Source organism: Gordonia malaquae (genome assembly GCF_037148075.1).
Classification (GTDB): Bacteria; Actinomycetota; Actinomycetes; order Mycobacteriales; family Mycobacteriaceae; genus Gordonia; species Gordonia malaquae.
Map to the genome: position 1 here is coordinate 69746 of NZ_JBBCUB010000008.1, position 17549 is coordinate 87294.

At 64.9% G+C, this 17549-nt stretch carries 32 protein-coding genes; 3 read left to right on the top strand and 29 right to left on the bottom strand.

Annotated features, from left to right (window positions below; genetic code table 11):
- Positions 1–27: 27 nt before the first annotated feature.
- The gene (locus tag WFK36_RS21705; protein WP_336794228.1) at positions 28–252 is read left to right on the top strand and encodes a hypothetical protein; all 225 of its coding nucleotides are present in this window, start codon (positions 28–30) and stop codon (positions 250–252) included.
- A 22-nt stretch (positions 253–274) separates the two neighbouring features.
- Here WFK36_RS21705 and WFK36_RS21710 read toward each other — a convergent pair whose 3' ends face one another.
- The 29 genes from WFK36_RS21710 to WFK36_RS21850 all read right to left on the bottom strand — a co-directional run bounded on the left by WFK36_RS21710 (position 275) and on the right by WFK36_RS21850 (position 15737).
- Positions 275–520, bottom strand: coding sequence for a hypothetical protein (locus WFK36_RS21710; protein ID WP_336794230.1), 246 nt, complete (start codon positions 518–520; stop codon positions 275–277).
- A gap of 76 nt (positions 521–596) precedes the next feature.
- Positions 597–803: a hypothetical protein gene (locus WFK36_RS21715; RefSeq protein WP_336794231.1), complete on the bottom strand. Its 207-nt coding sequence runs from the start codon at positions 801–803 to the stop codon at positions 597–599.
- A 699-nt stretch (positions 804–1502) separates the two neighbouring features.
- Positions 1503–2444, bottom strand: coding sequence for a VOC family protein (locus WFK36_RS21720; protein ID WP_336794232.1), 942 nt, complete (start codon positions 2442–2444; stop codon positions 1503–1505).
- 59 nt (positions 2445–2503) lie between these two features.
- Entirely contained in the window at positions 2504–2905 is a 402-nt protein-coding gene (locus tag WFK36_RS21725; protein WP_336794234.1) for a hypothetical protein, read from the bottom strand.
- On the bottom strand, positions 2898–3323 hold the full coding sequence (locus tag WFK36_RS21730; RefSeq protein ID WP_336794235.1) for a hypothetical protein: 426 nt from the start codon (positions 3321–3323) through the stop codon (positions 2898–2900). The genes WFK36_RS21725 and WFK36_RS21730 overlap by 8 nt, the downstream gene beginning before the upstream one ends.
- 214 nt (positions 3324–3537) lie before the next feature.
- Positions 3538–3660: a hypothetical protein gene (locus WFK36_RS21735; RefSeq protein WP_336794237.1), complete on the bottom strand. Its 123-nt coding sequence runs from the start codon at positions 3658–3660 to the stop codon at positions 3538–3540.
- Positions 3661–3688: 28 nt separating this feature from the next.
- Positions 3689–4063: a hypothetical protein gene (locus WFK36_RS21740; RefSeq protein WP_336794238.1), complete on the bottom strand. Its 375-nt coding sequence runs from the start codon at positions 4061–4063 to the stop codon at positions 3689–3691.
- On the bottom strand, positions 4063–4275 hold the full coding sequence (locus WFK36_RS21745) for a hypothetical protein (RefSeq protein WP_336794239.1): 213 nt from the start codon (positions 4273–4275) through the stop codon (positions 4063–4065). Before WFK36_RS21745 ends, WFK36_RS21740 begins: the two co-directional genes overlap by 1 nt.
- Before the next feature lie 87 nt (positions 4276–4362).
- Positions 4363–4758, bottom strand: a complete 396-nt coding sequence (locus WFK36_RS21750) for a helix-turn-helix domain-containing protein (protein ID WP_336794240.1) — start codon at positions 4756–4758, stop codon at positions 4363–4365.
- A 73-nt stretch (positions 4759–4831) separates the two neighbouring features.
- Complete coding sequence (locus WFK36_RS21755; RefSeq protein ID WP_336794242.1) at positions 4832–5593, bottom strand: hypothetical protein; 762 nt, start codon at positions 5591–5593, stop codon at positions 4832–4834.
- Complete coding sequence (locus WFK36_RS21760; protein ID WP_336794244.1) at positions 5590–6297, bottom strand: M48 family metalloprotease; 708 nt, start codon at positions 6295–6297, stop codon at positions 5590–5592. Before WFK36_RS21760 ends, WFK36_RS21755 begins: the two co-directional genes overlap by 4 nt.
- Positions 6294–7004 (bottom strand): chymotrypsin family serine protease, encoded by a 711-nt coding sequence (locus WFK36_RS21765; RefSeq protein WP_336794246.1) that lies wholly within the window; start codon positions 7002–7004, stop codon positions 6294–6296. Before WFK36_RS21765 ends, WFK36_RS21760 begins: the two co-directional genes overlap by 4 nt.
- A gap of 87 nt (positions 7005–7091) precedes the next feature.
- Positions 7092–8138, bottom strand: coding sequence for a helix-turn-helix domain-containing protein (locus WFK36_RS21770; RefSeq protein WP_336794247.1), 1047 nt, complete (start codon positions 8136–8138; stop codon positions 7092–7094).
- A complete protein-coding gene (locus WFK36_RS21775) occupies positions 8135–8749 on the bottom strand; it encodes a hypothetical protein (RefSeq protein ID WP_336794249.1) in 615 nt (204 codons plus the stop codon). The genes WFK36_RS21770 and WFK36_RS21775 overlap by 4 nt, the downstream gene beginning before the upstream one ends.
- Before the next feature lie 108 nt (positions 8750–8857).
- A complete protein-coding gene (locus tag WFK36_RS21780; RefSeq protein WP_336794251.1) occupies positions 8858–9295 on the bottom strand; it encodes a helix-turn-helix domain-containing protein in 438 nt (145 codons plus the stop codon).
- A 244-nt stretch (positions 9296–9539) separates the two neighbouring features.
- Positions 9540–9695 (bottom strand): hypothetical protein, encoded by a 156-nt coding sequence (locus WFK36_RS21785; protein ID WP_336794252.1) that lies wholly within the window; start codon positions 9693–9695, stop codon positions 9540–9542.
- On the bottom strand, positions 9677–9955 hold the full coding sequence (locus WFK36_RS21790; RefSeq protein ID WP_336794253.1) for a DUF2442 domain-containing protein: 279 nt from the start codon (positions 9953–9955) through the stop codon (positions 9677–9679). The genes WFK36_RS21785 and WFK36_RS21790 overlap by 19 nt, the downstream gene beginning before the upstream one ends.
- A gap of 13 nt (positions 9956–9968) precedes the next feature.
- The gene (locus tag WFK36_RS21795; protein ID WP_336794255.1) at positions 9969–10145 is read right to left on the bottom strand and encodes a hypothetical protein; all 177 of its coding nucleotides are present in this window, start codon (positions 10143–10145) and stop codon (positions 9969–9971) included.
- A 13-nt stretch (positions 10146–10158) separates the two neighbouring features.
- Positions 10159–10695, bottom strand: coding sequence for an ADP-ribosyltransferase (locus WFK36_RS21800; protein WP_336794256.1), 537 nt, complete (start codon positions 10693–10695; stop codon positions 10159–10161).
- A 9-nt stretch (positions 10696–10704) separates the two neighbouring features.
- Entirely contained in the window at positions 10705–12195 is a 1491-nt protein-coding gene (locus tag WFK36_RS21805) for a hypothetical protein (protein ID WP_336794258.1), read from the bottom strand.
- Positions 12196–12213: 18 nt separating this feature from the next.
- Complete coding sequence (locus tag WFK36_RS21810) at positions 12214–12351, bottom strand: hypothetical protein (protein WP_336794260.1); 138 nt, start codon at positions 12349–12351, stop codon at positions 12214–12216.
- A gap of 19 nt (positions 12352–12370) precedes the next feature.
- Positions 12371–12640 carry a hypothetical protein gene (locus WFK36_RS21815; RefSeq protein ID WP_336794261.1) on the bottom strand — a complete coding sequence of 90 codons (270 nt, stop codon included), beginning with the start codon at positions 12638–12640 and terminating at the stop codon, positions 12371–12373.
- Complete coding sequence (locus WFK36_RS21820; RefSeq protein ID WP_336794263.1) at positions 12637–12891, bottom strand: hypothetical protein; 255 nt, start codon at positions 12889–12891, stop codon at positions 12637–12639. Before WFK36_RS21820 ends, WFK36_RS21815 begins: the two co-directional genes overlap by 4 nt.
- Positions 12888–13352 carry a hypothetical protein gene (locus WFK36_RS21825; RefSeq protein WP_336794265.1) on the bottom strand — a complete coding sequence of 155 codons (465 nt, stop codon included), beginning with the start codon at positions 13350–13352 and terminating at the stop codon, positions 12888–12890. Before WFK36_RS21825 ends, WFK36_RS21820 begins: the two co-directional genes overlap by 4 nt.
- Complete coding sequence (locus tag WFK36_RS21830; protein ID WP_336794267.1) at positions 13345–13587, bottom strand: hypothetical protein; 243 nt, start codon at positions 13585–13587, stop codon at positions 13345–13347. Before WFK36_RS21830 ends, WFK36_RS21825 begins: the two co-directional genes overlap by 8 nt.
- Positions 13588–13596: 9 nt before the next feature.
- On the bottom strand, positions 13597–13758 hold the full coding sequence (locus tag WFK36_RS21835) for a hypothetical protein (protein WP_336794268.1): 162 nt from the start codon (positions 13756–13758) through the stop codon (positions 13597–13599).
- A gap of 33 nt (positions 13759–13791) precedes the next feature.
- On the bottom strand, positions 13792–14772 hold the full coding sequence (locus tag WFK36_RS21840; RefSeq protein WP_336794269.1) for a C40 family peptidase: 981 nt from the start codon (positions 14770–14772) through the stop codon (positions 13792–13794).
- Positions 14773–14804: 32 nt separating this feature from the next.
- Positions 14805–15434, bottom strand: a complete 630-nt coding sequence (locus WFK36_RS21845; protein WP_336794270.1) for an ICP22 family protein — start codon at positions 15432–15434, stop codon at positions 14805–14807.
- 42 nt (positions 15435–15476) lie between these two features.
- Positions 15477–15737, bottom strand: a complete 261-nt coding sequence (locus WFK36_RS21850) for a hypothetical protein (RefSeq protein WP_336794271.1) — start codon at positions 15735–15737, stop codon at positions 15477–15479.
- 99 nt (positions 15738–15836) lie between these two features.
- Here WFK36_RS21850 and WFK36_RS21855 point away from each other — a divergent pair, with 99 nt between their 5' ends.
- A complete protein-coding gene (locus tag WFK36_RS21855) occupies positions 15837–16565 on the top strand; it encodes a hypothetical protein (RefSeq protein WP_336794273.1) in 729 nt (242 codons plus the stop codon).
- Between the two features lie 64 nt (positions 16566–16629).
- A complete protein-coding gene (locus tag WFK36_RS21860) occupies positions 16630–17514 on the top strand; it encodes a hypothetical protein (protein WP_336794275.1) in 885 nt (294 codons plus the stop codon).
- The last annotated feature ends 35 nt before the right edge of the window (positions 17515–17549 follow it).

Below are 17549 nucleotides of genomic sequence, written 5' to 3' on the forward strand. Positions count from 1 at the left end.
GCAGGCCGCAGCGAGGTGAACTACTGGATGATCCCGAACGAGCGACTCTACGACGATTCGATCTTCATCCCGAACGATCAGCCGCGCCCGGCGCCGAACAGTCTCGGGCAGCTGTTCGCCGAACTTCACCTGTCGACCGCAGACGAGACGTCCCGTCGCGACGGCCTCCACCAGTGGCTTCGCCGCAACCAGCCGTCCGCAAGCCTTCAGCGCAGTATCCGACGTCGCGGCTACGGCGACGTGTTGGACTGACCACTCTCATCACGGCCGCCCACTAGCTTGCGAGCCATTCGTCGTGGTTGTCTCGACTCCAACCGGAGCCTTGCTTCCATCCTCGTTTGACTGCGGCGGCTTCCAGGTCGTTGTGATCGAGAAGGGAGATTCCTTCCCGCACCTTGGTGATTGTCGGGTTCTTGATTGATCCGGAGCGAACCCAGGCTTCCTGTGCGTCTTGGGCAAAAACAAGGTAGCGAAGGTGTTCGTTTTCCCCTCCGCGCACCACGTAACTGTTTCCGATCATCAATCCTCCTCTTACGACCCCTGAGCCGCATCCTCTCGCTCCGTCAAAGACGAGCCGCTGAACACACCTCGCTCGTCTAGAGGTCGCCATGAAGTTCAGCAATGGCTCGCCGCAGCGAGTCACGAGCATTCATAATACTGCCTGCAGCGAACTGCTCCTCGCGACTGAGCATCACCCAATCGCGGTCGAGATCCTTGAACCTCGCATCGAGCATATCAGCGGTACTAGTCAGCTCGCCGGAAAGTTCGTCGATAATGACCTGACGGTCGCTTGCATTACTCATCCCGTTACCGGCCCTTCATCGTAAGCTGACGCAATCATCAGAGCATATCCCGACAATACACGTCCCACCCATTCCTCACAGGAAATGATAGTACACCACAGAATAGGCTCGATCGCTACGACTCCAGCCCACGCGCACTCGGCCGCGCCACCTCTTGTCTTGGATCAATACTGAGGCACCGCCGCGATCAAGCACGAAACGTCGCAACGACGGGCGATGCCGGTCACTCAATTGGCGGGAGAGCGGTTCCAAAGTCGATCAACCACCTAACGCCGTGCGATAATACCACCACGGAAACGCTCGATCGCCCCCTCCCCTGAAATACCCGCCGTACGACGTAATGCGCAGCGCTCATGCCGGATAGTGGAAAGTCACCCGGTCGGCGTCGATCGTTCTCTTGGCAACCTGGCCAAACGAATTCGCCCGCGTCCCTTGGACCGTGAGTGTCCCGTTCGGCCACACCTGCACAACAGTCCAGACCTCTCCGCCACGCTTAGCGAATTGGACCCTGTCGTTCGGCTTGATATCCACGCCAATCACATTACCTTCGCGTTGGCACGCCCGGTCTTCACACATGGAGTATTTTCCCGAAATGATTTCAGCTGAACACCGCAGTCTCGACTCACCCGGACCGCCCCGCAGCTGCAGTAGCGAACCTCTCGTCGGCCTCGCCATCCACGACGTCGCCGGACACCGACGTCACCCTCCCGGAATCAACTTCCGCAGCGTGTAGTCCGCAAACTCGTTCGCGCGCCAGTCAGTAACGCAGAAGAGGTCGGCATACGCCACGACGATCGGCGCGAACTCGCCTGAGAGTCCATCGTCGACCCACGGAGTCCAGCCATCCTGTGCGGTCAGCGAATACTCCTCGGGACCGACTCCGTGCCAGATGGTCTCCGGCAATGTTCCGATCGGATTCACGGTGAGCTTGAAGTGTTTGAGCACGGCTTCGCCCGACCCCGGGATGAGAGCCCCACTACCGATGACCTCTCGTGCAGCAGTCGGCGGCGACCATCGCACTCTGTTGGGGCGTGTCAGCTCGTTGGTCGCGAAGATCATCAGTGCTTTATGAGGTTCTCCCAAGGAGAGGCGATCACCCCACTCGATCACGGCTCCTGCACGCCGAAGTAGATCCAGTGCCTCACGGTCGGCCGGGCCCCCTCGAACGTCCTGTTCGGCGAAGAACCGATCGCGGAGACCTTCGAGATAGGGGAACACCACCTTGCTGTAGATCAGCGGGTATGCGTGGGTCGGCGCCGAGGACTTCGCCCGGTCGCCCTCCGGGCGCGGACCCTCCACGATCTCCACTCGATTTCCATCCGGATCTACGACCACCACACCGCGCCCGTAGTCGCGCCCAACCGCTTCAGCGCCACCGGCGGTGTACCCGCGCGCAGCGAGACCACGCATGGTCTCGTCCACGTCGTCGACCGTGAAGCCGAGCCGAACACGCGACACCGTCCGCCGACCGCGTGGATACAGTTCGAGAACCGCCCCACCGGCCAGGGTCGCCGCGTAGTGCTCCGGACCCGACTCATGCCGCTCTTCCTGAAACTCCAGACCGATCGCCTCGAAGAATCCGCGCGATCGCTCGATGTCCTCGGCGTAGACGACCACCAGATTCATCGCCACCGCTGACATCGCGCGCCCTCCCTATTCGCGCGTGCCCGACGGCACTACCGAAGCGACGTCCTCGCGACTCACACCGACCACCGAGCGGCGTCAGCATGAGCCTCATCCAGCACCACTGCGGGATCTCTCCCGTCGCGCAGGTAGTCCACGGCGGTGGCGCCGCCGAGAGCCTGATTTCGTGTCCGCAGCCAGAGTGCGGCGGTCCACGCATCGGCAGCCTCGCGCAGGATCGTCCAGACCTCGTCGAGATGGCCGATCGGCTGATTGCCGTCGGTGAACTGCCACACCGGGTACATCCAGGTGCGTCGAGCATCGGCGAGTTGGCAGCCGATGATCGTTCCTGCCGCGACTCGTTCGGCGACCGCGTGCTCGCTGATCCCGAGGATGCTGACTACGCCATCGGTGTCGTAGAACGGGCCCGCGACCTGGTCATACGCATCAGCGACGGCGCCGTTGGATCGCTCATACATTGATGAGATCACGCTCCTCGATGTAGATCCCGCGGACCAGAAAGGGCCCCGGAGTTCGGGCATATGCCCACCGCCGCGCCTGCTCGTACTCGGCAATATGCCAACCGTAGTTGAGGACCCTGCAGGGCTGGAAGCACCAATCTGGGGCGTCGATGTCGTTGTGGATTGCGACGTACTCGGCGGCGGCCGCGAGGAACGCATCGAAACGTTCGTCGCCAGTGAGCGCTGGTTCATCTGAGATCAGCGAAGGCAAGTCGGCGTCCTCGTCAGCCGCTCCACGGAAGAACTCGAAGCCCCACTTCAATCGATGTTTGTAGTCGGGGCTCCCGCGCATCCGCTCGCCGATGTCGTGCAGCGTCAGTTGAGGCTTGCCGGTGGCGAATGCAGCGAAGGCACCCGGAGCGCTCGGTTTGCTCATCGTCTCTCACCTCGCTCAACGCAATCGAATTATACGCCGCCATCGCGCCGCCACGGTGGGCGATTTCGGCGGAGTGGGCGCCGCTTCGTGGCGGTTCTAACCGCGGGCGCCGCACTCGTTGCACTGGAGATAGGGCCGCAAGGATTCGATGTCCCAGGGCTCGACTCGATCGAGTTCTATGCCGGTCAGCCCGCAGGCGGATCGGACTGTCGGACTATTCGGCGGCGATGGGCCAGTGGCCGGTGCGGTCCGAGTGGTCGCCGTTGTCTTCGACGTCGCGCTCGCCACAGATCTGACAGGTCGGAAACTGCTCTGCGGGGATCTGCTCTTCGGTCATTCTGATCGCCTCTCGGTTGTTGCCCGGATCATTCCGGGGCATCCGTTCTCGACATGGCCGTGATCGACCGGACGAGCGTCAGGACTGCGTCCCGCTGCTCGACCGTCAGCGACGCTGCCGACGGCGGCAACATCGCAGCCAGGTCACTCGTCGCCCCGCGCGTGACGTTGAGGCCGATCGAGCGTGCCGCAGCCAGCACCACCTCGGTGATGTGCACATCGAGCGCGGTCGCCATCGCTTCCAACGTCGCGGGCTCCGGGAATTCTTTGAGCCGGGTGCCGGTCCCGAGCTGCTGCCAGCGCGCCGCGGTGATCACATCGCCCGCGCGCTCTTGGAGCATGCGGTACGACAGTCCGCGCGCGGCCTTCTGCTGCTGGACCAGATCGGCGAGTGTCCGCTCCACTAGGCCGGATAGTCCTCGTTCATGAACTTGGTCCAGCCGTCCTCGTGGCCACGGGTGAACTCGTCGCGGTCGTGGTCGGTCTTCACGCCGGAGGAGAACTCCTTCGGCTCCGGCGCAGCACTGTATCGGACAGCGCCCTCGTAGGCTTCGGCGTAGTTCGCCGCGTCCCATCCTCGCGAGAAACCGGACTCGTATGCCTCACTGTTGGCCATGCCATGCGCCTCTCTATGGTCGTGTTAGTTCTCGGCGCCGTTCACTGTATGAACAGCGGTTGATTCGGGCTTCAGGCGAGCCGGGGACTACCCCTGCGTCACCAGCTCGTAGCACTCGGCGAGCGTGAGCGATCCTCCGGCCACCATCGCGGCCAGATCGCTCGTCGCCCCGCGCTTGACGTCGAGCCCGGCCGAGCGTCCTGCCGCCAAGACCACCTCGGTGATGCTCACGTCGAGGGTCGTTGCGATCGCGTCCAGCGTCGCAGGCTGAGGGAACTCGGTGAGCCCACCGGTCCCGAGCTGCTGCCACTGGGCTGCGGTGATCACATCACCGGTCCGCTCCGCGAGAGAGCTGTACGACAGTCCCCGAGCAGCCATCTGATGCTGAACCATCTCAGCCAAGGAGACCGGCTGCAGAGTGTTCTCGTAGGCCGCCTTCCACCCGTCCGAGTATCCGGCGTCGTATGCCTCACTGTTGGCCATAATATGTACCCCCTTCTGGTCGATAATATGTCGCCACCCACCACCGTCTGATCGGCGGTGAATATCCATGATTCTATCGGTCAGTCTGATCGAAGATGTCGAACCGGTCTTTCCACCACGAATCCTCATCCGCCGCCGATCCCCACTCCCCGGTCCGTTCGACGGGAACTCCGGCACCGGTCGCCCGCTGCCACTGCCGAGCACGACGCTCAGGCAGCGGCAGGTACACGCCGTCGAGAAGGTCGATCGTCGGCCACACCTCCGACGCCCACAGCATCTCGTCGATCGCCTCGATGCCGCCGACGTCGCACGCGTAGTCGTCAGCGCGCAGTTCCAGACGTGCCCGCCACCGGATGCTCTTGACCACGACGATCTTCAGCACCCAGTACGCGATCGCCGCCGCGACGATCACCAGGACCATCGCGGGGATCGCCCACCACGACGACGCCTCGCTGAGGGCCTCAACCAGGAACGCGACGATGAACAGCCCACCGAGCAGCCAACCTCCGGCGGCCAGGGCGGCGCGGTGAGGTGCGACCCACCACCGATCTCGCCGGTGGCCCAGCTCGTGCAGGAGTAGCCCGTCGATGTAGGTGACCATCGCCCGCCGGTCGTGGATCTCGCGGTCGGCGAACGGCAACAACGCAGCCGCAACATCGACCACCAGAGTGTTGCTCCAGCCGTGGTATCCGCCCGGACACCGCAGATCATCACTGCCCGCAACAACAGGCTCACCAGGAACGACGACGAGGGTCGTCGGCAACCGCAACTCTTCGGTCCAGTAGTCGAACCGCGTCCGGACCAGCGACGTGAACGCCGTCGCCCGCGCGCTCATGCCGACTCCGCGGGAGCTTGGCGCCACTCACCGGTGCGGTCGGCCGGGATACCGCCACCGGTGGCGCGCTCCCATTGCCGGGCGCGCCGCTCTGCCACCGGCTGGTACACGCCGTCCATGAGGTCGACCCGTGGGTAGGTCTCCATCGACCACAGCAGCTCGTCGATCACCTCAGCACCGCCGATGTCGCACGCGAAGTCATCGGCACGTACCTCGAACCGAGCACGCCGAGGAACCCGAACAGCGACCTTCTGCGCCAACACCGCACCCGCGATCACCATCACGATGAATATCCCGGCTACGGCTGGCAGCATCCACCAGGCCGACCCCATGAAGAACGACACCAGGAACACCGCGGCGATCAAGCCGCTGCCCAGGTAGGTCACCGCCAGGTGCGGCGCAATCCGCCACCGGTCCCGCCGGTGCCCCAGCTCGTGCAGCAGCAGCCCGTCGACGTAGGTTCGCATGGCCTCGCGGTCATCCAACCGACGAAGGGTGAACGGCAGGAGCGCCGCACCCAGATCGATGGTCAACTTGTTCGACCACGCCTCATACTCGCCCGCCACCCACGTCGACGACGGATCATCCAACCGAATCCGCGAGCGATCGACGATGGCCAACTTCGTCGGCAACCTCAACACCTTGGTCCAGTGATCGAACCGCTCGCGGATCAGCGCCGCGAACTCACGCTTACGCTCGGTCACGCAGCCCACGTGATGCCGAAGTCGTTGACCACACTCTCGATCGGGTTACCGACGCCGTCCTTCGAGACCGTCTGACCGGCCAAGTACAAGCCGTCGGGACCGCGTGCAAAGGTTCCCGCACCGGAGTCGCCGGGAGCTGTAGGAATGTCGACCGACAGCAGGCCGTCTTCTACGAAGCGGACTGCTCCGCAGGCGAAGCCGGTAGTCATGCCGTGGCTGCACAAGACCGGGCGCATGGCGTCTACCTCTTTGAGCGTGAGGAATCCGACGACAGGCTGGGCGGGTTCGCCGTTGAGCGAGACCTTGGTGGTGGTTCGCACGCCCTTCTCGAAACGGATCAGCGAGGCGTCGCCTTCCGTCTTTTTGAGGACCTTCAGTACGGTGCCGATCTGGCGGCTGAAGTCCGTCTGCTCGACGCTCGGTCCGCTCGACAGGTACACCTTGTGGCCGCTCCCCCACGAGTCGGCGCAGTGGCCGGAGGTGATGCCGCGCGGGTTGTTGGTGTTCGCCTTGTCCCATCCGATCGCCGTCAGCGTGCACAGGCGGACGTCGCCGAACTGGTCTTCGATCGCGATCCACGACGGCGCGGCGATCGGCTTGTCGGTCTCGGCGCCCGCGCGGCCGTTGCCGACGCCCAGGAGCGCAGCGAGCAGGGCGACCACGCCAGCGAGAGCCAGCGCGATTCGAGTGCGGTGCAAAGCGTTCATGCAAGTGATAGTACAGCACGGAATTTCGTTGCGCCAGGCCCATCAACCAGCGACAAAAGCGAGGACAGCCGACCGGCGGTCTGCGTGCTACACGGTGCGGAGTCGGCGTTCGGGCGATAGGAAGACGGTCTCGTCGACCGAACTGCCGAGGCCGCACATCGTGGCGACCTCGCGCCGCGACAGTCCGCCGCGATCAACGAGTGCGTCGCCGATACTGGCCGCCAGTCGGGGATGCTCAGGCGGCACGACGTCGTCGTCGGGCTCGTTGGCCTTCCATCCTTTGGCGTTCATCGAGCGGTAGAAGCTGGCTCGTTCCTGCGGGGTCGCCAGCCCCATTCGGAAGGCGCGTTCGAAGATGGCCTGCATGGAGACGCCCCACACGCGTTTCATCGCGCGCAGCTTGGCGGGTTTGAGTGCTGTGAGTTCCGGTCTGATCGCAGTCTCGGGCATCAGGAACTCTGCGGCGAACTCGTTGGCGTCGGCTTCGACGGTCTCTGTCGGGAACTCGCTGTGCAGCACCAGGTGCCCCAGTTCATGCGCGAGTGTCAACCGCTTGCGTGGTGTCGGTAGTCGTTCGTTGACGACGATCACCGGGTAGTCGGCGGCCCACTGCGACATGCCGTCGATCCGTTGGGTTCCGAAGTCGGACTCGACCACGAGAATCCCGGCTGATTCGAGCCAGGCCGTCACGTTGTACACCGGTCCGATCGGCATCTTCCACTGGGCGCGCACCAGGCGCGCCGCGGTGGCCGGATCGGTGTCGATCGGATCGAAGGTCGGGATGTGGTTCTCCGGGCGCATACCCACTCGCTTCAGCAGGTATGCCGACCGCATTCTGAGCAGATTGAGATGGGCTTCCACTCGCCGCCAGTCGCTGACCTTCGCCGACTTCTGCCGCCGCATGTGAGCATCGGCCGCGAGCGCGCCACGCATGCCGAATGAGTGGGTCATGAATTCGGCAGACAGGTCGAGCGCTTTGGCCAGGGCTGCCAACGTCGCCGGGTCTGGCTCCCGCTGCCCGTGTTCGTAGCGCGACAGCGCCGCCTGCGTTATGCCAGTTCGCCCGGCCAGCTCCTCCTGAGTGAGCCCTGCCGCTCGGCGCGCTGTGATGATGACGTCGCCGGTGGAGTTCATGACGTGCTCGCATCTCCTTCTGCATCGTCGTCGACGATCTCGGACAGATCGATCTGCGGAAGATCGGGCGTCAGAGGCTTCCAACCGATCGGCGTGGTACCCGAAGCAGTGGGGCCTGGAGCGTCGAGTTCCACCGACCATTCAGGCGTATCGAGCGCAGAGCGGTAGGACAGGATCGGGTTCTTGATCTCGGCTTCATCAACGTCCCAGATGTACCCCAGTGCGAGCGAGTGCGTCTCGGTGCCCGGGATCATCGCCTTGTTGGTCCAGAACGCCAGCGCACCCGCGGTGGGGTACGTGCTGATCTGCATTTTCGGTCGGTGACGCTTGAATCGGATCACGTACTGATCGACAATGATCTGCCGGATCGACCCTTTGTCGACGATCTGCACGCCGGGGTGGTCCGAGACTTGCCGGATCATCCGATCCCACATGCGCTCGTGGATGAAGTTGGCGATGAAGCGCTTGGAGAAGTTGACGAACCAGGCCGGGAAACGTTCCCGGAACGCTTCGAGATCGTCCTTCGCACCCACGACAGCGTCGACGAACGCGCCCAAGAACTTGTCGCCGAGGTCATCGATCACAGACTGCTGATTTGGCACTGAATACATACCAGCAAATATACCACTATCGCTTCTAGCTGGCGGTTCTATAGAAAGTAATGCCCTCAGCGGCCGGGCGTACGTGGCGGACAAGCAGCAATTCGACCGCCACTGCGATCACTCGTCGTCCATCCCAATGAACTCCTCGAAGTCGCGCAGGTCGGCGAACGCTGCACGTTTCGCCAGCCACCGGCGGTGGCGCAGTTCGTTGACGTCACTGGTCCTCAGCCGAGTGTGACTGCCAACCTTGTGGGCCGCGATCTCGCCTTGCGCGATCATCTTCATCAACGTCGGCCGGGAGACTCCTAGATGTTTCGCCGCCACTGTGGTCGTCAGCTCTGCGGGCGTCGTAGCGATCGTGATCGTGGCACCCTGGGCCATTGCCTCAATGACCGTGCGCATCACCTGCCCAAGTTCACTGGGCACCCGAACAGGCTCAGGAAGGGACGGAGTAAGAACGTCCAGCCCGCCTGCCCACGTATCGAGGCCGAGCGCTTCTGAAACGACGGCAGCCTGCGCGGCCTCGACCGGCGAGACGTGCACCGGGACAGCCATAGTGGCCACCTCGCTCTTCCTCACTTGGGCTCACTTTCACTCACAACCGTAATTGCCTGCAGTTACAAGTGCAACCTGCTTGCTGATGTGCGAGAGCGCGATGGATATCAACGCGGCCGGTTAATGCTGCTACTGCTAGTATCGGTTCATCCAACCCCCGACGTACGAGCGGGTTTTGAGAGCCGGGTGCCCTGCCACGCAGGAACCCGGCTTCTCGCTTTCGGGAGTTCGGTTGCTCCGACCCTTATTCCAGCTCAGCTCGCAACTCCGCGAGAGACGTCGTCCGGCCGCGCGCATACTCGCACTCTCCGGCTTCGACGATCGCGGCAATGCCGGGCTGCGACAGCCAGTACTCGGTCTCGGCCGGTCCGTCGGCACCGTCTACAGGAGTGGCACCCACGGGTCGCCTGTATGGGTGCGGGCCCAGAGCGCGTCCGGCGCCAGGTCGACTTCTCCTGGCCACGAGACTGCGCCTTCGGAGACCTGGACGGCATTGAAGAACGTCTCGTCCTGCAGCTGTGCGAATACTCCTGGATCTGGTCCGTAGACGTCGTCGGTGAGATCAACGGTGCGAACTGTGCCGTCGGCGAACTCGACCTCGATACAGGCCGGGAACCGCGCGATGACGCCGACGACTTCGAATCGGTATGTGGCGCTCATGGCCTGCGGCACTCTAGGAGGTCGGAGGTTCGAGTCCTGCGTCCCGGTAGAGCGCGAGTTCTTTCTTCGAAGGGGCGATGGAGCGGCCGACTCGACGCTCTGCCTGACGGCGCAGCTTGGTGAGTTCCTTGGGCGAGCGGCCGCTTTCCACGCGGCGGCCAACCAGGATTTCCTCGGTCAATGCACTCATCGCTCGGCCCTCCTTACGTCTCGTCCCAGACCATCCCGAGCAGGCGCCATGCCTGCTCGTCTGCATCGAATTCTACCTCGATGAACGTGACTCTGCGGGCGTCGATTACCAGCAGCTCGCGTTCTTCTGGATACTTCGCGAGCGCGCCCAACGCGAATGCTGGAGTGCCTTCCGGTACCAGCAGCTCCAGGATCAGGGGCGCGTCGGCCATGTGCGGCGGGACCGCGTTCATGCACGTCGAGAGGAATCCGGCGAACTCGATGTCCGTGCCTGCGAACGAGGTGGGGTCGGCGTCGTCGAAGCCTGGAACCGCCGCATGCCCGACCCGACGCGTCACGCGTACCGGCGATGTCAGCGGGTACTTCTGCAGTGCCGACCTGATCAGATCCGCACGCCGCTGGAGGAGTGCGGTCATCGCGATCTCACCGCGCAGTGCCTGATTGACACGTTCGAACCCACTACCCGCGTAAGCCGCCAGCTCCCGGATCTCCTCGGTGGTCAGCCGTGAACTCTCCGTCACCACCACGCGGAACTCTGCGCTGCCACCCACGGCGACCTACTAGGTGTCTCGGCGTCGCGGGGTGACGATCGGGTCGGTGTGCTTGATCTCGTCGCCGTAGATGTCCTTCGGGTCGGCGTTGGCGATCTTCGGGCGGTCGCTCTTGCCGCCGACGGCGGGTGCGCCGCCTGCGCCGGGTCCGCCCATCATCGGCATGCCGCCCATCATCGGCATCGCTCCGCGCGCGTTGGCGGGTGCGGTTCCGGCGGTGGTGCTGGTCCGGGGTCCGCCGGACTTGGTGGCGGTGGGTTCGCCGGATTGGCTGAGCTGGGACGGGTTCTGGCTCGTCGGCACGCCGCTGGTGAAGGTGCTCGGGGCGCCGGTCGTCGACGGTGTGGTGCCGGGGGCGTCGGTGGATGGGCTGGTGCCCTTGTTGCGGTTGCGGACCTGGTTGAGCAGGTTCTGGAACGCCGGGTCGGAGAGGGTTCCGGGGGCCTTGGCCTGGGTCGTCGAGGGTGATCCGGGCTGCTGGTTGGGGCCGAGTCCGGCCATCATCGGGTTCTGGCCGGGGTTCATCGTGCCGGGGTTCATGCCGGGCTGGGGAGCGTTGAGCGGGGTGGCCTTGGCGAGGATGTCGGCGGCGTTGTTCTTGGTCGTGCCCGGCGTCGCGGTGGCCGGGGTCGTCGGCGTCGAGCCCAGCGGCGTTGTCCCGGTCGGCCCGACGAACAGGGGCTGCTGGCCGCCCGGAGCCGTCTGCACCGGCATCCCACCAGCAGGCGCACCAGTGCCAGGCATCGGCTGACGACCACCCCAGATGTTAAATTCCCAATCGATGTCGCCGAGGTGCGCCTGGATCTTCTGCTGTTCGGTGTTGAAGGTTTTGACGGCTTCCTGGATCTTGGCGCGGACTTTGAGTCGTTCCTGGTGGATCGACTGGGGTGAGCGTTGGGGTTCGGCGCCGGGGACCAGGTTGTTCATGAGCAGGGTTCCGGGTGTGCCTGGAGGCAGGATCATGACCGTGTCGGGGCACGGTACTTCCGGCTGGTAGACGACCTTCAATCCGTTGTTGGTGGCGTCGAGGATCTTGCGGTTGATGTCGGTGAGATCGACGGTCAGCTGGGCGTCACGTTCGTCGAGCGGCTTGACCGTCGAGTGGTATCTATTGGCGCTGTCGCGGTGTGCGACCGCCTGGTCGTACACCGCCTTCAAGCCGTCCGCGGTCTTGTCGGAGGCCTTAGCGAGGCGGACCAGTGCAGCGCGAGCCTTCTCGACAGACTTTCCGCGGCCTTCGAGTTTGAGGGCTGCGAATTCGTTGGCGATGCTGGTTTGTTGGCGGAAGAGGACTTCGGTCATGTTGGCGATGTCGGCGGCGATGTTGCCGTAATGGCCGTCGGGGTCGCCGTTCTCGTGCTGTTTGAGGGCGCCGACGGAGCGGTTGAAGTCGCCGTCGGTGCCCAGGGGGCCGCCGCCGGTGTTGAGGCGTTTGGCTGTGCCCTGGTGTATTCCGGCCTGTTCGCGGACTCGTTCGAGGAGTTCGTCGTAGATCGACATCGCGTCCCCCTTCGGGTGCTAGGTGGTGGGGCCGCGGAGGGCGCGGCGGATGACGGTGGCGCGGTCGGCGGCGGCTTGGTCGAGGTACTCGACAGGGGTGGCGCGGTCGATGTCGGCTGGGTGGAGGCGTTCGTCGGTGACGTGCAGTGATCGCATGGCGTTCCTCGTGGGCTGGTCAGAGGCCGTTGACGCGGCAGAACTCGTCGAAGGACACTTCGGCTCTGAGTGGCTTGCGGTGGGTGGCGGCGAGGCGGTCAGTGTGGGAGACGGCGTCGTCGAGCTGCTCGTCGGAGCATCCGGCGGCGACGGCTTGCTCGCGCAGTGTCGCGGCCACGCGTTCGGCGTCGGACCGCGACGACGATGCCGAGCGTGTCGCGACGTGTTCCCAGTAGGCGGCGGCGCCGTACAGGTCGAGGGCGTTCTGCAGGCCAGCGAGCGTGCTCATGGGAGGCCCTCTTCCAGGTCGTCGAGGTCGTCGTCGGCGTCGTCGCAGACGATGTCGCCGCACTGGTCGCAGCGGTGTTCGCCGGTGGGTGAGTCCAGGCAGATCGGGTCGCCGTCGATGCTGAGCATGGTGGCGTGATCGGTGTCGGCGTGGCCGCAGACGGAGGCGAACCGGTAGAGCGCTCCTGCTTCCACGCCGCAGCACATCGGCGCGTCGGTGTCGTCGACCGGCGGGGCGGGCGTGGTGCTCATCGGCGTGCCTTCGTCGTGTCGGTGTGGCGGGGGAAGCGTTTGATGTGGCGGGTTGAGCCGGGGCGCCGTTGGAGCATGTGCGTCGGGTCGGTGCAGGTGTCGAGGTCGCACGGTGGTGCCTGGAGTGCGATGGTGTCGGCGTCGTCGTGCTCGCGTGCCCATGTCCAGGGTGTGCTGGTCGATGGGGTGTCGCTGTTGAGCTGGGTGAGGAGCTGCAGTGTGCGGACCACGTCCAGCGGGATGCGGGTGACCGTGTTCATGCCGGTCCCGGGGCGCCCGATGTACGGGTACTTCGCGCAGCCCAGCGGGTTTCGGTTTGGTGTCTGCGGCGGCTCGTAGTCCAGGTTGTCGATGATCTGGTCGAGGAGTGTTTGTGCGTCGTGGGTGACGGTGACGGGTGCGTATCCGCGGGTGCGGCCGTAGCCGACGCCGATCGGGCGGACGGTCAGGGTGTCAGGCATGTCGATCGGTCTCCTGCGGCTTCGTGGTGGCGAACCATTCGAGGTGGCGGGATGGTTCTGGGTGGAATGCGTGCACTGGGTGGTGGCATTCGGTGCGGTCGCATTGCTGGCCGCGGAAGGCGATCTGGTCGTCGTGGTCCTGCTCGGGGAAGCGTTCCCATGGGCCGTTGGCCCAGTCGGGTCCGTTGAGCATGTCGAGCAGCTGTTGCTCGTGCTCGGTGAGTGTGTCCGCCATCTACTGCCCCTATGTTCTTGCCGTCTGCTCGTCGCTGACGTCGTCGGCGTGGGCGAGGCTCTCGTCGCACCAGTGGCAGTAGTCCTGCTCCGGGCACCGCTCCCATGGGCCGTCGTCCCCGTTGGGCGTGTCGAGCAGCCGCTGTTCGTGCTCGGTGAGTGTGTCGGCCATGAGCTGGTTCCCCCGGTCTCGTGGTTGGCCTGGTTAGCTGACGCCCTGGGGGCGCTTGATGATGGCGTCGGGTCCGAGGTTGTCGATGCGGACGATGTCGCCGGATTGTGGTGCGTGGATGACTTTGCCGTCGCCGAGGTAGACCTGGACGTGGCCGGGTCCGCCGCCGTTGAAGCTGGATTTGGGGAAGACGAGGTCGCCTGGTTTGGGGTCGGTGACGTCGACGGAGGCGGCGTATTGGGCTTCGGATGTTCGGGGGATTTCGACGCCGGTGGTCTGGTGGACCATGTAGCGCGAGAGGCCTGAGCAGTCGAAGCCGGTTTTGTTCATGTCGCCGTGGGCGTCGGCGGCGCCGCCGCCGTCGCTGATGCCTTTGGTGGGGCCTTCGAGGCTGCCGCCGCCCCAGGCGTAGGGGATGTTCTGGGAGGCGAGCTGTTTGGCGAGGTCGCCGATTTTGCCGCTGTTGCCCGAGAGTGCGGCCATGGGTGTGGCGCGGTTGTCGCCGGGGGTGGTGGTGCCTGATTCTGAGGCTGCGGCGAGCAGGGCGGCCTGCTGATCGGGGGTCAGGGCGTATCCGGCGGGCTGCATGGTCGCTTGGGCGGCCATCATCGGTGCTTGGGTGGCGGCGCTCATCATGGGCATCGCCATGTTCTGGGCGAGTGCTCCGGCCATCTGGGGCATCGAGAAGTTCGCCGGTGAGGTCGTCAGGGCGCCGGTGGTGCCGGGGCTCGGGGCGATCGTCGGGGTGGTTCCGGTGATGCTGTTGATGCGGCTGGCGCCGGTGGCGTCGGCGGCTTCGAGTTTGCGGGCGCCGGTGTTGGTCTTGTCGAGGGTGCCGCGGGCGTCGGTGAGGTCGGAGCCGGTTTTGCTGTTGAGCTTGCCGAGTGCGCCTTTGACGGTTTTCGCGGTGCCCTTGTCTTCTTTGAAGCGGTCGGCGATGTCGCTGGCTTTGGTGCCTGCGGTCGCGGTGGCGTCGGCGACGGTTGTTGCGTCGAGTTCTACGCGGGGTGCCATGGCTGTGTCCTAGGTGTGCAGTGTGTGGGCGGTTAGATGTTGTTCCAGGTCCCGGTCTTGGGGTCGTAGCTGGACTTGGGGTGTCCTGGGGTGGAGCCGTCACTGCTGGATGAGCCTGGTTGTCCGGTGCCTTCGACGCCGGTGTGGGGTGTGGGGTTGACGCCGGTGCCCGGGACTTCGGGTCCGCGGCCGCCGCTGTTGGGTGGCGGTTCGGTTGCCGGTGCGGGCGGTTGGACGGCGGGGCCGCGGCCGCCGGTGGCGTCGGGGTCGTCGGTGGCCGGTGGGCCGGATTTCTTGTCGGTGCCGGGCTTGCCTTCGCGGGGGTCGCGGCCGCCGCCTTCCTCGGTCATCTCGCGGGCGCCTTGCTTGTCGCGGTCGATGATCTTGTTGACGAGGTCGTTGATGGCTTTGGTGGTGTCGTCGGCGAGGTCGGCCTGTTTGGCGACCATCTTGACTGCGGCGTCGACGGCTTCTTTGAACTTGGTGCGGCTGTCGGCGAGTGCGGGCGCGATGCGGGGGTCGACGTTGGGTAGGGCGTGGAGGGCGTCGACCACGGTTTTCATCTTGGTGGTCTGGCCGTGGATGCCGTCGACGAGTCGTCCGACCTTGGCTACGAGGTCTTTGATCTGATCTTCGTCGATGTCGGTGACGTCTGTGCTCACGTGTTGTTCCCCCCTTGGACGCGCGTGGCGTTGCGGTGCAGTTTATGCCTGCACTGATCGTAGCTGATAGGCGACGGCGATCAGAGTGTTGACGATGAGTAGAACGCCGATGATGGTGACGATGTTGGGTAGGGCTAGGCCCATGTCGTTGGCGAAGGTGAGGGTGATGGTGTGTTCGCCGCCGACGCGGGTGAGTAGTCCGGTCTCTGCGGCGATGTTTGCCGCGGTTATGGATTGGCCGGGTAGGAGGAAGATCGCGGCGATGATTGCGGCGTTGATGAGGGCGTAGATTCGGAGTTTCATGTCGTGTATCTGGCCGCCTTCCGTGCTATGATGCTAGGTGACATTATCACCGTGGATCGTACACGGTGTGGGGGCTTGCAAGGAAGGGTCGGGGGCGCGTTGGCCGAGATCAGTGTGCAGGCCGCATCGTTGGGGGGACTTCTTCTGACGTTGCGGGAAACGCTCGGTAAGCCGGGTGACAATCCGGGTATGGATGGGGTGGTGTTGTACACCGATCGGGTGGACACTCCCCAGGGTCGGATGCAGGTGCTGGTGGGGGTCAGTACTGATGCGGCTGTGGCGTCGTCGATGTCGATCATGTGCAACGGTGAGCTGCGGACTGCGGCGATGGTGCCGCAGGCGTACCTGGTGTGGCTGGTCGAGATCCTCAATGAGGTTGCCCGTGATGACAAGGATTCGCTGGTGTCGGTGCGGATCGATGATGACGGGCGGGTAGCTCGGTTGCTCATCGAGACCCGCCAGAACAACCAGCACACGTTCCCGCTGGAGGACATGTCGAGGTTCCCGTTGGACGGTGTTCGTTCGCGGTTGAGTTCGGCTGGTCCGACGACGATTACTGACCGTGAGGGTCGGGAATTGCCCGCGGGGAATCTGTTGGTTATTCCGGGGCAGTATTTGTCGTTGATGTCGAAGATGGGGAAGCGTTTTTCTTCGCCGGTCAAGTGTTTTACGACCGGGCATCCGGCGGGGCCGCTGCTGGTCAGTGTCGGGCCGTGGAGGGCGTCGCTGCCTGGTTCGGGGTATCCCTACGATGCCGAGGTCGACTTCCCTGAGCCTCAGATTCCTGCCGACCTGCCCGTTGAGAAGGACGATTCCGCAGGTCAGTAGCATAATAGTCGTCGGCCCGTTGTCACCTCGGGGGGCTGAAACCATGAAAGATGGAAGGAACAGTATGAAGCACCTGTCGAAGCGGCCTCTGGCCGCGGCTGTGGCGGTGGGGATCGCAGCGTCGACGCTGGCGGGTCAGGGTGTGGCTTCGGCCGACCCGAGTCCTCAGGCGCCGGGCACGACCACGCCGCAGGCCGAGACTCCCCAGACCGACAATCCGCAGGTCACCAAGCCGGGGGCGACGAATCCGCAGTCGCCGGGCACGGCCGCACCAGGTACGTCGAACCCGCAGACCCCCGGCACCCAGACCCCGGGCACCCAGACCCCGGCTCCGGGCACCACCGCGCCGGGTACGACCGCGCCGACTGCGCCGAAGTCCGGGCCGTCGACGGACAACCCGCAGGCGCCGAAGGTCACGCCCGGGCAGGACACTGCGCCGACGCCGAATCCGCAGGCTCCGCAGACCGGGCCGTCGGGTGAGGGTTCGGGTCCGGCACCGTCGGATCAGGCTCCAGCCCCGGCTCCGGCGCCGGGTCCGGCTCCGCAGGGTGATCCGCAGGGCGGTCCTGCGGCCAATGGTCCGGCTGAGCCGTCGGGTCCGCAGACCGGGCCGGGTAAGGCTGCGCCGAAGGGCCCCGATGGTGGTGGCGACAGCAAGCCGGAGCTGACCAAGGGTCCTCCGTTCGTCGTCGCTGACATCGAGGTGTACGGGCTGCCGTACCTGTCGGGTCCGACGAAGGACAAGCCGGGGGTGCACGTGGCGTGGACCAACGGTGTCCCGGACGGTCCGAAGCTGCCGCAGGGTCCGAAGCTGCCTCCGGCGCCGAAGTGGCTGCCCAAGCCTCCTCCGCCGCCGGTGGTCGTCAACATCACCAAGGCCAAGCCGTCCAATCACGGTAAGGGCAAGGCTCCGAAGGTGCGTGTGCGCACCGCTCCCCCGCTGCGCTGAGCGCGGTGGCGGTAGGTCGACCCCTGAGGCGGGCG